Origin of the sequence: Mucilaginibacter sp. CSA2-8R, assembly GCF_038806765.1 — a bacterium.
Taxonomy (GTDB): domain Bacteria; phylum Bacteroidota; class Bacteroidia; order Sphingobacteriales; family Sphingobacteriaceae; genus Mucilaginibacter.
The window spans coordinates 1547387-1560274 of the sequence record NZ_CP152389.1; the positions used below are offsets into that span (position 1 = coordinate 1547387).

The following is a 12888-nucleotide window of genomic DNA, read 5'->3' on the forward strand; positions in this document are numbered from 1 at the left end:
CTTAGCCTGCAAATATGCAATTTATTTTCGTGGTGATTTTACTACCAGTACCGGTATATTCACCAAGTGCCTTACTGTATCAACAGTAGTGCCGTAAATTAAATCTTTTAGAGCTTTGTGCCCGTGCGATCCCATCACCAAAAATTCAATAGCTTCCGACTTAACCACTTGTGCAATGGCGTTACCCCGATTTCCGTAACCAATATTTGTAGATGCATTATAGCCTAACTCTTTTAACGCATCTACATATTGTTCCATGTTGTTAAAATCACTTTGTGTTTCGTAGTCCATTACCTGCGTACCATGGTAGCGTGCTCCGGCCGTTTCTACTACGTGGATGAGTGTATAATTGGCCAGCGGGCCTCCCTGCTTAATAGCGTGTTTTATAGCAATCTCGTCGTTAGGGGTGAAGTCAATGGCAACTCCAATTTTTTTGTAGTCGGTAATCTGCAATTCCTGTATAGACATGGCAATGCCGTGCGGTACTGCGGTAAATTTTTTCTGGCTCTTGCTAATTAGTGGTTTTACAAAAACATACAACAGCAAACCACCGATGGCAATAGCTACAGGCGTAACCAAATAATGGATTAAATCTGCCGAGTCCGGATTAGCTTTGGCCCATTTACTCAGCTCTTCTACCACCAAGCGCCCGTTTAGTCCAACAATCAGGGCGGCAAAAAGCCAAGCCAGTGCTTTAACCCAAAGCTTGTTGGCAAATTTGCCCATCGTTTTCTTGTCGGAGGTAAAATGTATTAAAGGTATCACGGCAAAACCTAATTGTAAACTTAATACCACCTGGCTTAGCACCAGCAGTCGGCCTAAACCATTTTCGCCGGCATAAAGCAGGGTTAAATAAGCCGGTAATATGGCCAGCACCCGTGTTAATAAACGGCGCAGCCAAGGGGCAATCCGCAGGTTAAGGTGGCCTTCCATAATGATTTGCCCGGCCAACGTTCCGGTAACCGTTGAGCTTTGTCCGGCGGCAATCAATGCAATGGCAAACAGTTTAGGAGCCATAGTGCCAAAAATGTCGCTAAGCAATTTGTGAGCATCTTCTATCTCAGCTACCTGGTGATAGCCATTTCTGAAAAAGGCACTGGCTGCCAAAATCAGTATAGCCGCGTTTACAAAAAAGGCGAGGTTAAGGGCAATGGTAGTGTCCCAAAAATTGAACTTAATGGCGTTGCGGATGCCTTCGTCACTGCGGTCAATTTTGCGGGTTTGCACCAGTGAGGAGTGCAGGTATAAATTGTGAGGCATTACAGTAGCACCAATAATACCAATGGCAATGTAAAGAGCATCGTGGTTTAAGGTGGTTGGAATAAAACCTTTTGCCAGTTCGGGCAAATTTGGTTTTACAATAATCATCTCTATCAAAAAAGAAAACCCTACAATAAATATCAACGATACAATAAAGCCCTCAAGCCGGCGCATGCCTTTGTTTAGCAAGAAAAGCAGGAGCAGGGTGTCAAGCATTGTAATAGATACTCCCCAGATGAGCGGCAAGCCAAACAGCAACTGTAAACCTATCGCCATGCCTATAATCTCGGCCAGGTCACAAGCAATGATCGATATTTGGGCTAAAACATACAGGTTAAAGTTTACAAAACGCGGATAGGTTGATTTGGACGCCTGGGCAATATCTAAGCCGCGTACGATGCCCAAACGTGCACTCAACGATTGTAATAACAAGGCGATTAGGTTCGACATTAGCAAAACCCAAATGAGTTTATAACCAAACTGGCTGCCTGCCTGCAAATCGGTTGCCCAGTTGCCCGGGTCCATGTACCCAACACTAATCAGGTATGCCGGACCAATAAAGGCAAATATTTTACGCCAGCCCGTTTTATTTTCAGTATCTACCGAACTATGTACACTGCTTAACGATTCGCTGTGTGAACTCATAATAATACCAGTATATTTTTGGCCACTTCGTGGCTAATGTTAAACTCTTTGTTTGATGGCGGTACTGTGACCGAAAGGTCGTAATTACTAACATCGGTTACCACGATGGTTTGGCCCAAAGTAAGCCGGCTTTTTTCAAGGTATTGTAAAAAGCTGGCTGAATGATTGGTTACACCGGCAATTTTAGCGCACTGCCCTTTATTTAAAAGCAGGGCAGACTGCAAAGCCTCATGCTGATTGATGTTGCCTTGGGCATCCGGTATTGGGTCGCCGTGCGGGTCAAATTGTGGGCATCCCATAAATTCGTCGAGGCGGTCAATCAGTTTTACTGATGTAATGTGCTCCAGCTCTTCGGCCATTTCGTGCACCTCGTCCCACTTAAATTTTAGCTTTTCTACCAAAAAATATTCCCAAAGCCTGTGCTTACGCACAATTCCCAAAGCTGACTTCTTGCCCTGCTCGGTTAAGCTTACGCCCTGATAGCGAGTGTAGTTAATTAGCTTTTTTTCGGCGAGCTTTTTAAGCATATCAGTAACCGTAGCTGCTTTAGTACCTATGGCTGCAGCAATTTCGTTAGTAGTTGCACTATCCTTGCTCAGCAATAAGTGGTAAATACTTTTTAAATAATTTTCTTCTGTGAATGAGTGCATTTACACAAATCTAATATTAAATTTAGATAAGTCTAAATTTTCTAACTGGTAGAATTAGCTTTTGTTTATCATTGTGAATAAAAAATTTTATTTTGTGCCTTTGAGCAATATCTTTGCAGTTATGGGTGCCGAATTAGATAAGATAGACTTACAGATTTTAAAAATATTACAGGAAAACGGACGGATAACCAACCTTCAGCTCTCAAACGAAATTGGATTATCTCCGGCACCCACCCTCGAGCGTGTTCGTAAACTGGAAAACGCGGAGTATATTAAAAGTTACCATGCCGTGGTAGACGAAGAGAAACTGGGGCTGGGAATAAAAACCTTTATACAGGTATCACTCGATTTTCATAAAAGTAATACCATTGAAATTTTTTTGGAGGCTATCCAAAAAATTAAGGAGGTTACAGAGTGCCATCACGTAACCGGCCAGTGCGATTTTCTACTCAAAGTATATGTGCGCGATATTAAGCTGTATGAACAGCTAATTATGGATAAAATTAGCCGCATCCCTGTGGTGAAAACTTTCCAGACGATGATGATTATGTCTACTAGCAAGCGGGAGCCTATCGTTCCGCTGGAGTATTAAATCATCACAAAAGCGTATTTCCAAAATTCGGCTATTGCCATTTATCGGCATCGGTGTTTCACCATTCAAACTATTTGGCGGGCAGGGTAAACTTTATTATATGTCAACAATACGTTTTTGTGACAATTGATTTTGGCACATCATCAAATCGCTGTCTTTTAGCTTTTTACCCCTTGTTTAAAGGCCACAAGTTAATCGTTTTCAAATTAATTACCTGTTTGGATGTCAATATGCTTTGTTGTAACGTATTGATCGACAGTGCCTTTGAATTTCTACCTGTTTTTGAAAAAAATAGTTTCCTACACCAATGTGGATAACTATTTAGGGCATGTGAAGAACTACACTAAACCCGAAGGTACAACTGACTGTACTTAGTATGTACATTTGGTTATGAGTTCTGAAAGAGAATTTCATGGGTCCATTTAGCCAAGGTTAAATGGACAGGGAAGCCGGATCATCTAAATTTGGCAGGCCCCGAAAAGTGCCGGTGAATAACAAAAACCACCAACGTACCACATCAAAACGCTAACCCAGAAACATGGGTAACAGGGTTGGCTGTCGGTAATTGCGATTGAGACAAAGACATAAAAGGAAAACATATGAGCCAGGAAAACGAAGTATTATTACGAGAGAACAAAGACAGGTTTGTTATCCTGCCGATAAACTATCCGGCAATTTGGGAGATGTACAAAAAGCATGAAGCCAGCTTTTGGACTGCCGAAGAAATTGACCTGAGCGATGATCAAAAACACTGGGATAACCTAAACGATGGTGAACGCCATTTTATATCGCACGTGCTGGCCTTTTTTGCTGCCAGCGACGGTATTGTGAACGAAAACCTGGCCGTAAACTTTATGAGCGAGGTACAAGTGCCGGAGGCCCGTTGTTTTTACGGTTTTCAAATCATGATGGAAAACATCCATTCTGAAACCTACGCATTACTGATTGATACTTATATTAAAGACGCCGTTGAAAAAGACCGCTTGTTTCATGCTATCGACACAGTGCCTTGCGTTGGTAAAAAAGCAGCGTGGGCGTTAAAATGGATTAACAACGGTAATTTTGCACAGCGGCTAGTCGCGTTTGCCGCAGTAGAGGGTATTTTCTTTTCTGGTAGCTTCTGTTCTATTTTTTGGTTAAAAAAACGTGGCTTAATGCCAGGCTTAACCTTTAGTAACGAACTTATTTCTCGCGATGAGGGCTTGCATTGCGAATTTGCCTGCCTGCTGTATAGCATGTTGGAGAATAAACTGAGTAAAGAGGAAGCAACCTCTATTATAACTGATGCTGTAGAAATTGAAAAAGAGTTTATAACCGATGCTTTGCCGGTTAGACTGATAGGCATGAATGCTGATTTAATGAGCCAGTATATTGAGTTTGTTGCCGACCGCTGGTTAGTTGAATTAGGATACGATAAAGTATACAACGCCGGTAATCCTTTTGACTTTATGGAAATGATATCACTGCAAGGTAAAACCAACTTCTTTGAGAAACGGGTTGGTGACTATCAAAAAAGCGGCGTGTTAAATGCGCAGCCTTCAGGGCAGGCATTTAGCTTAGATGAGGATTTTTAAAAACCTCAATCGACTTTCTCTAAATGAGAGGGCTTATAAAACTGTAATCAACTTACTAAGAAAAACTTATATACAAATCTCTCCCCCTTCTGGGGGAGCAAGGAGGGGGAATCATGTTTGTAATTAAAAGAGACGGAAAAACAGAATCGGTAAAGTTTGATAAAATTACCGCACGTATAGAGAAATTGTGCTACAGCCTCAACCCAAATTTGGTTGACCCGGTAGATGTGGCCAAAAAAGTGATTGAGGGTTTGTACGACGGAGTCACCACCTCCGAGTTGGATAACTTGGCTGCAGAGACAGCGGCTTCACTAACCACTAAGCACCCCGATTATGCTTTGTTGGCGTCGCGTATTGCAGTATCTAACCTGCACAAAAATACCATCAAGTCGTTCAGCGAAACTATGCGCAAGCTGTATTATTACACAGACCCTAAAACCGGCAAAAATGCATCTCTGCTGGCAGATGATGTATGGGATGTAATAGAGGCTAATGCCGAATTGCTGGATAGTTCGATCATCTATGATCGCGATTTTGGTTTTGATTACTTCGGTTTTAAAACGCTTGAGAAATCCTATCTGTTAAAATTAGACGGTCGTATTGCTGAGCGTCCGCAGCATCTGTTTATGCGTGTATCGGTTGGTATTCACAAACAGGATGTTGAAAGTGCAATCAAAACATACCATTTGATGAGTGAGCGTTGGTTTACCCACGCCACACCAACTTTATTTAATGCTGGTACTCCTAAGCCTCAAATGTCTTCGTGCTTTTTGCTGACGATGAAAGATGACAGCATTTCGGGTATCTACGATACTTTGAAACAAACTGCGCAAATTTCACAAAGTGCAGGTGGTATTGGTTTGAGCATTCACAATGTTCGTGCTACCGGCTCTTACATCAGCGGTACTAACGGTACCAGCAACGGTATCATCCCAATGCTGCGTGTATTTAACGACACTGCCCGTTATGTTGACCAAGGCGGCGGCAAGCGCAAAGGCGCCTTTGCTATCTACTTAGAACCATGGCATGCCGATATTTTTGAGTTTTTAGATCTGCGTAAAAACCATGGTAAAGAAGAAATGCGTGCCCGCGATTTGTTTTACGCATTGTGGGTAAGCGATTTGTTTATGCAGCGCGTAGAAGCCAATGAGGACTGGAGCCTATTCTGCCCGCATGAAGCGCCAGGTTTAGCCGATTGTTTTGGTGCTGAGTTTGAAGCTTTGTACACCAAATATGAAGCTGAAGGCCGTGCCCGCCGCAAAGTGAAAGCACAAGAATTATGGTTTGCCGTTTTAGATGCCCAGGTAGAAACCGGTACTCCATACTTGTTGTATAAAGACGCAGCTAACAGTAAATCCAACCAGCAAAATTTAGGTACTATCAAAAGTTCAAACTTGTGTACCGAAATTATGGAGTATACGTCGCCTGATGAGGTAGCGGTGTGTAACCTGGCCTCGTTAGCGTTACCACGCTTTATTAAAGGTAACCAGTTTGACCATGAGAAACTTTACGAAGTAACTTACCAGGCTACACTAAACCTGAACAAGATCATCGATCATAATTATTACCCGGTTAAAGAAGCAGAGTACTCTAACCTTCGTCACCGTCCAATTGGTTTAGGCGTACAAGGTTTGGCAGATACTTTTATCTGTCTGCGTATGCCTTTTGAAAGCGAAGAAGCTAAGCAACTTAACAAAGAGATTTTTGAGACCATCTACTTTGCTGCCATGACTGCTTCTAAAGATTTGGCTATTAAAGATGGTGCATACGAAACGTTTAAGGGATCACCACTTTCGCAAGGTAAATTCCAATTTGATTTGTGGGGTGTAACGCCAGCCAGCAGCCGTTGGGATTGGGAAAACCTGCGCCTGGATGTAATGAACCATGGTGTACGCAACTCTCTGTTAGTAGCGCCAATGCCAACAGCATCTACTTCTCAAATTTTAGGTAACAACGAGTGTTTTGAGCCATATACCTCTAACATTTACACACGCCGTGTATTAAGCGGTGAGTTTGTGATAGTAAACAAGCACTTGTTGCGCGACTTAGTTGACTTAGGTTTGTGGAACAGCCGCATGAAAGATACGATTATCAGCGCTAACGGTTCTATCCAAAACATTGCAGAGATTCCGCAAAATATCAAGGATCTGTACAAAACCGTTTGGGAAATCAAGATGCGTAACATCATTGATATGGCTGCCGATCGCGGTGCTTACATTTGCCAGTCGCAGTCGCTTAACCTGTTCATCAATGCGCCAAACGCTTCCAAACTAACATCGATGCATTTCTACGCCTGGAAAAAAGGCTTAAAAACCGGTATGTATTACCTACGTACCCAGGCAGCATCGCAAGCGGTTAAGTTTACGATCGAAAATCAAGGCGGTAAAAACATGGATCCGGTTATCCCAGCTCAGGTGGCTCAAATTGTGGATGACGTTCCTGCCGGTCCAACTTGTTCAATGGAAGAGGGCTGTGTAACTTGCTCTGCATAAACAAAAGGTATCACCTTACACAATAAATAATGACTGAGCCCTGAAGTTTTAAAGCTTCAGGGCTTTTATCTTTGTACTCTATGTCTGTCCTATTTCAAAAGCACGAAACTGTTCAATGCGACCGCTGTCGTGCCGCTTTTGAATGCAAGGCAAACTCCTACACTAAATGCCAGTGCAGCGCTGTACAGCTTACTATTAACGAAGTGCAATATGTAAGCGAATTGTATGATGGCTGTTTATGTGTTAACTGCTTGCTGGAATTGCAGAAAGAGTATCAAGAAAACCAGTAACGGAATTATTGCTAATAACCTACCGTTGATATTTCCAGTTTTTTGATTTGCCTTCGGCCAACCACTCCATTGCTGTTTGCATACGTTTTTGACGTGTTGCATCTGTTTTAGCTTCTACTATCCAATCCAAGTATTCTTTTTTGTATGAGTAGCTGCCTTTATCAAAGTTTAACTGCGCCTGCGGGTATTCTTTAAACAACTCGGTCAAATATTCCGGAATTAATAATTCGGTTTTAGCTGTTGGTTTAGCTTTAACGACTTTAACACCTTGCTCGTTTAGTAATATAGCTTCTTGAATGTATTGTATAAGCAATTCGTCGGTAGGTAAATCGGCCAGGCTTGTAATGCGGCCTAACTGGCCCATGCTATTATCGTCTTTAATGTTGAGTATTTTGTTCGGATCAGCAAGCATGGCACCCTTCCAAAAACCAAAAGTGCAGTGCTCTTTAAACGCAGCCATATTACAAAGCGTACCCTTATACTCAAAAAAAGGCATACTCCATTTCATGGTTTCCTGAATTTGCGGAGATGTGCGATGAACTAATTGTCGTAAATGATTAAGAATGGGTTGCGCAAAATCAGCAGATTTGCTGATATAAGCGTCAACACGGGGATCGATTTGGCTCATGGTTTAGTTAATTGGACTGACAAGGTAGGCAGATCACCTTATAAATGCAAACCCAACTATTAAACACCTATCGCCATAGCGTTGCCAAATTACAAAACGTGCCCTAATCGGTTCGAATCAAGCTTGATGAGAATAAACAACAAGATGGTAAAACTCCATAATGACGATCCGCCATAGCTGATGAAAGGGAGGGGGATGCCAATAACCGGCACAACACCTATAGTCATACCAATATTGATCACCACGTGAAAAAAAATGATGGAGGCTACGCCATAGCCGTAGACCCTTGAAAAAGGTGACCGCTGCCGTTCGGCCATCATAATGATGCGCAAAAGCAAAAATGTAAAAAGACCAATCACCACTACCGAACCCGCAAAACCCCACTCTTCGCCAACGGTACAAAAAATAAAATCTGTACTCTGCTCGGGTACGAAAGAGTATTTGGTTTGGGTACCGTTCAAATAACCTTTACCCCAAAGCTTGCCCGAGCCAATCGCTATTTTAGATTGATTGACGTTATAGCCTACACCTTTAATGTCACTCGAGATGCCTAAAAGCTCATCAATACGAGATTTTTGGTGCGCTTGTAATACGTTTTTATAAATAAAATTAACGCTGAATATAAACCCAATAGCAAGCACTAATCCGCCAACCAAACCAACAACAGTCTCGCGCCTTAACCGAAATAAAAAGATTCCTGCTACTGTTAAAGCCACCAACATGCCAATAACATATAACTGATTAAATAGCAGCGAGCAGATGAATAGTACGATGGATAAGCCCGCGATAATTAAAAAATAGGGCGATAGCCCCTCGCGGTATAATACAAAGATGAGCGAACAAAATACCAGGGTAGAACCCGTATCGGGCTGCAGCATAATGAGCATCATAGGCAGGACGATGATGCCGGCCGCGATGAAGAAAGATTTTAACTCCGTGATGCGGATATTAATACCACTCAGGTAACGCGCCAGCAGCAAGCAGGTGCTAAACTTGGCAAATTCCGACGGTTGCAGTTTAAAACTGCCTAAAGGTATCCATGCCTGGTTGCCACCTACATTGCGGCCCACCACCAGTACAACCATCAACAGCAGTACCGTAACAACATAAAAAACGGGTGCAATACTAATAAAAAAGCGGCTGTCGAGCAATAGGATGACGCCACCCAACACTACAGCCGATATGATAAAGATAAATTGCTTGCCGTACTGGGTTTCTAAATCAATAAGGTCGGGATGCGAATCGTCAAACACGGCAGCATGGATGTTAAACCAGCCGATAGTGCAAAGGGCCAGGTAAATGAGTACCGTTACCCAGTCTACGTTAAAAAAGAAGCTGCGCCTGTTATTGTTCATCCTCTTTGCGTTTGGGCTGGTAAGCAACCAATTTATACCGGCTGCTATCGTGCTTAGCCGGTCGGGATGCCGACTTTAACTCGATAGCATGTTTGGCAGTATCTGTATGATGTTTTTTAAAATGCCGTTTAATGCTGTCTATTTTCTTCCAGTTCTTTTTAAAGCCATCTTTACGCAAACTATCAACCATCAGGCTGTCTTTTTTTGATAGCTTTTTAACCGGCGGTTTCCAGCCCGGAGGTGGAGGCAATAAATTGTGGTTAATAATGTAGTTAACCTCTGCCTTAGGCCGTGTAATAGCATTGCGCAGGTATTTCTCGATCATATAACTGCCAATAGGGGCAGCCCAGGAGGCGCCGTAGCCACCGTTTTCAACAATAACAGCGATAGCTATGCGCGGTGTATCGCGTGGAGCAAAGCCTACAAACACCGAGTGGTTTTTACCACGGCTATTTTGTACTGTACCTGTTTTTCCACACATTACAATGCCCGGAATGCGTGATGCTTCGGCGGTACCATGATCTACCACGTCTTGCATACCGTCTATCACCGGCTCAAAGTATTGAGCGTCTATGCCCACATCGTTTCTTTGAGTATATTCAGCTTTAGTGATTTTTTTGTCGCCGATGGCTTTAATGAGGTGAGGTTTATAAAAGTAACCTCTGTTGGCAATAACAGCTTCTACGTTTGCTAATTGTAATGGCGTAGCCAGTAACTCACCCTGGCCAATAGCTAAGGAAATAATAGAACTGGACCGCCATCTGTTTTTACCAAAAACGTTATCAAAGTGGAGAGGAGTAGGAACGTTACCACGATACTCAAATGGCAGTTCGACGTCAAGCTTAACGCCAAAACCAAATTTGTTTACCTGTCCTTTCCACTTAGTAAGTGTTGGGCGGATGTTCTTGGCACCGTTAGCATTCATTAGGCGGTCAAAAACATTACAGAAATAAGTATTACATGATTGTGCAATACCTTTACGCAAATCGGTAACTCCATCAAAGTGCTCACAACCTACCCTATGATTACCAGCTTGGTAATAATGCGGACAAAAAAACGTGGTTTGAGGGGTTATAATACCTTCTTGCAAGGCAATTAACGCATCTAACGGTTTAAATGAGGAGCCGGGAGCATAAGTAGCTTGTATAGGTCGTACCAGCATAGGCTTGTAAGGGTCCTTATACATCTTCATCATGTTGTTACCACGTTCGCGCCCTACCATTAGATTAGGATCATAAGTAGGGCTGCTTACAAAGGCTAAGATTTCACCGGTTGAGGGTTCAATGGCTACAATACTACCCACCTTATTTTGCATTAGTTTTTCACCGAGCTTCTGTATGCGAATGTCTAACGAAGACATTAATGGTTCACCAGCTATGGCCACCGTATCAAAAGCACCGTTGGCAAATGCACCTTTCTCTACATTTCGCGAGTCAACCATGCGGTATCGTACGCCTCGCTGTCCTCTCAAAACATTTTCAAAAGATCGTTCTACGCCAGAAATGCCAATGTAATCGCCCTGCCTGTAGTAACCGGCTGATTCTGCTATCTTTTTATCGTTTACTTCGCCGGTAAAACCAACAAAGTGAGCCGCTACCGAATCTGGATAGGTGCGAACAGTGCGTGCTTCCACATCAAATCCGGGAAATTCAGATAAGCGCTCCTGTAAAGGGGCATATTTTTCAACCGAGATTTGTTTTTCAAATATGGTTGGTTTGTACGGAGAGTACTTTTTGGCTTTAGACAGCCTTTTGTCAAAACCCGCCTTGTCAATCCCTATCATTTTGCAAAACTCCAGGGTATCAAAAGGCTTCATGCGTTTTGGGGTTACCAAAACGTTGTATACCGGCAGGTTCTGCGCTAATATTTTTCCGTTACGGTCTAAGATGGGTCCGCGAGCCGGAAAAATGATGGTTTTGCGCAGTACATTATTGTCGGCAAATAAGGCATACCGGTCGTCAATAATCTGTATGTAAAACAACCGCCCCAAAAGTATCAGGGCAATAGTTACAAATATGCCGGTAACTACGTAGCGTCGCTCAAAATAGCTGTTCATTTAACGTTCTTTCCTTCTGTAAAATAAAAAGCTTGTTATTAAAATCAAAAATAAGGTAAATAGTGAACTGGATAAGAAACGTAATAAAGTATATTGTATTTCAGAAAACCGGAAAACTTCGAGGCTAAAAAGAAAAAAATGATGAATTAATATCAATATAGCCGAATAAGTAAAAAACCAGCGGAAACCCATATTGCCCAAAGTAGGCGCCGGCTCATTATCAAAACCATCGCGTTGTACGGTAATACTTACAAACAGCACTCTTACAAAGGCCAATATTACGCTGGCAGCAGCATGCAAACCCGGTGTATCATAAAACATATCAATGATGATACCCATCAAAAACGCCAATGTAAACAATAATAAATTAGGCGTTTCTAATGGGAGTAGCATAATAAACAGAATGTACAGATAGGGCATAGACAGGTTGTACAAGCTGATGTTTTTCAGCAAAAAAACCTGCAGCAACACCAGTACTACAAAGCGCACAAGATTATGAATGATTATTCTACTCATTGGGCTTTTGTGTTTCTAATGCAGTACGTTCCTGAGCCAATTTGTTATTAACTACGTAAACATACTCGAGCTTGGCAAAATCGACTGACAGGTTAACTTCCATATTAAGAAAAAAGCCGCCGCCTTTAGCGTGTAAATTCATTACCTTACCCAAAGGGATACCGGCCGGAAACAGGTCTGAATAGGTAGAGGTAACTACCCATTCTCCAACACGCGCTTTTACGTGGTTGGGTATGTCCATTAACACACCCATATGTGGGTTTAGCTCATTTCCCCACACCAGGCTGCCGATGTCTTTCGTGTCGCCCAGCATGGCGCTTACCTTAGTATCTTTATGTAAAAAGGATTGGATTATAGAAAAATGCTCTGATGTCAAAATGATTTTACCCACCACACCGGATCCGCAAATGACGCCCATGCCTTTCGCCACACCATCTTTACTGCCTTTTTGTATAGTGATATAGTTATTACGTTTTGTTATACTGTTGTTTACCACCCGTGCCTCAATGTAACTGTACTGCTGCTTGTAAGTTGTATCATTAACGGTATGCTTAGCCAGGGTATCGGCATAGTAGGCCGAGTTGAGCATGCCTCGTAAGCGGGCATTTTCTGAGGCCAGGCTGTCGTTAACATCTTTAAGCTTAACATAGCTGCTTACTTCGCTTGCCCGGGCATATAAAGTACCGCTAACCTGGTTAGCCGTGTTAATAAAAGTAGCCCGCTGAAATGAGTTGTATTTAACGTAAATAATCAGCGAGGTAATTTCAAAAATCAGAAATAAAAAAAATGCGTTGTACTTGCTGATGAAAATCAAAAGGTTACGCATGGAG

General features: G+C 42.4%; 11 protein-coding genes. 4 read left to right on the top strand and 7 right to left on the bottom strand.

Features of this window, described 5'->3' with window-relative positions; translation table 11 throughout:
• Positions 1 to 21: 21 nt before the first annotated feature.
• Together AAGR14_RS06740 and AAGR14_RS06745 are read right to left on the bottom strand one after the other, a co-directional pair.
• Positions 22 to 1905 (bottom strand): Nramp family divalent metal transporter, encoded by a 1884-nt coding sequence (locus AAGR14_RS06740; protein WP_342647828.1) that lies wholly within the window; start codon positions 1903 to 1905, stop codon positions 22 to 24.
• Positions 1902 to 2555, bottom strand: a complete 654-nt coding sequence (locus tag AAGR14_RS06745) for a metal-dependent transcriptional regulator (protein ID WP_342647829.1) — start codon at positions 2553 to 2555, stop codon at positions 1902 to 1904. Before AAGR14_RS06745 ends, AAGR14_RS06740 begins: the two co-directional genes overlap by 4 nt.
• A gap of 121 nt (positions 2556 to 2676) precedes the next feature.
• On the opposite strand from AAGR14_RS06745, the gene AAGR14_RS06750 reads away from it, so the two are divergent.
• The 4 genes from AAGR14_RS06750 to AAGR14_RS06765 all read left to right on the top strand — a co-directional run bounded on the left by AAGR14_RS06750 (position 2677) and on the right by AAGR14_RS06765 (position 7503).
• Complete coding sequence (locus AAGR14_RS06750; protein ID WP_342648681.1) at positions 2677 to 3147, top strand: Lrp/AsnC family transcriptional regulator; 471 nt, start codon at positions 2677 to 2679, stop codon at positions 3145 to 3147.
• A gap of 599 nt (positions 3148 to 3746) precedes the next feature.
• Entirely contained in the window at positions 3747 to 4721 is a 975-nt protein-coding gene (locus tag AAGR14_RS06755; protein ID WP_342647830.1) for a ribonucleoside-diphosphate reductase small subunit, read from the top strand.
• 113 nt (positions 4722 to 4834) lie between these two features.
• The gene (locus AAGR14_RS06760; protein WP_342647831.1) at positions 4835 to 7213 is read left to right on the top strand and encodes a ribonucleoside-diphosphate reductase subunit alpha; all 2379 of its coding nucleotides are present in this window, start codon (positions 4835 to 4837) and stop codon (positions 7211 to 7213) included.
• Between the two features lie 80 nt (positions 7214 to 7293).
• Positions 7294 to 7503, top strand: a complete 210-nt coding sequence (locus AAGR14_RS06765) for a cysteine-rich CWC family protein (protein WP_342647832.1) — start codon at positions 7294 to 7296, stop codon at positions 7501 to 7503.
• 19 nt (positions 7504 to 7522) lie between these two features.
• Here AAGR14_RS06765 and AAGR14_RS06770 read toward each other — a convergent pair whose 3' ends face one another.
• The 5 genes from AAGR14_RS06770 to mreC form a co-directional block, all read right to left on the bottom strand.
• Complete coding sequence (locus AAGR14_RS06770) at positions 7523 to 8131, bottom strand: DUF1801 domain-containing protein (protein WP_342647833.1); 609 nt, start codon at positions 8129 to 8131, stop codon at positions 7523 to 7525.
• Between the two features lie 89 nt (positions 8132 to 8220).
• Positions 8221 to 9486 carry a rod shape-determining protein RodA gene (gene rodA, locus AAGR14_RS06775; RefSeq protein WP_342647834.1) on the bottom strand — a complete coding sequence of 422 codons (1266 nt, stop codon included), beginning with the start codon at positions 9484 to 9486 and terminating at the stop codon, positions 8221 to 8223.
• A complete protein-coding gene (gene mrdA / locus AAGR14_RS06780; protein WP_342647835.1) occupies positions 9476 to 11542 on the bottom strand; it encodes a penicillin-binding protein 2 in 2067 nt (688 codons plus the stop codon). Before mrdA ends, rodA begins: the two co-directional genes overlap by 11 nt.
• On the bottom strand, positions 11543 to 12058 hold the full coding sequence (locus tag AAGR14_RS06785; protein WP_342647836.1) for a rod shape-determining protein MreD: 516 nt from the start codon (positions 12056 to 12058) through the stop codon (positions 11543 to 11545).
• Complete coding sequence (mreC, locus tag AAGR14_RS06790) at positions 12051 to 12884, bottom strand: rod shape-determining protein MreC (RefSeq protein ID WP_342647837.1); 834 nt, start codon at positions 12882 to 12884, stop codon at positions 12051 to 12053. The genes AAGR14_RS06785 and mreC overlap by 8 nt, the downstream gene beginning before the upstream one ends.
• Positions 12885 to 12888 lie beyond the last annotated feature (4 nt).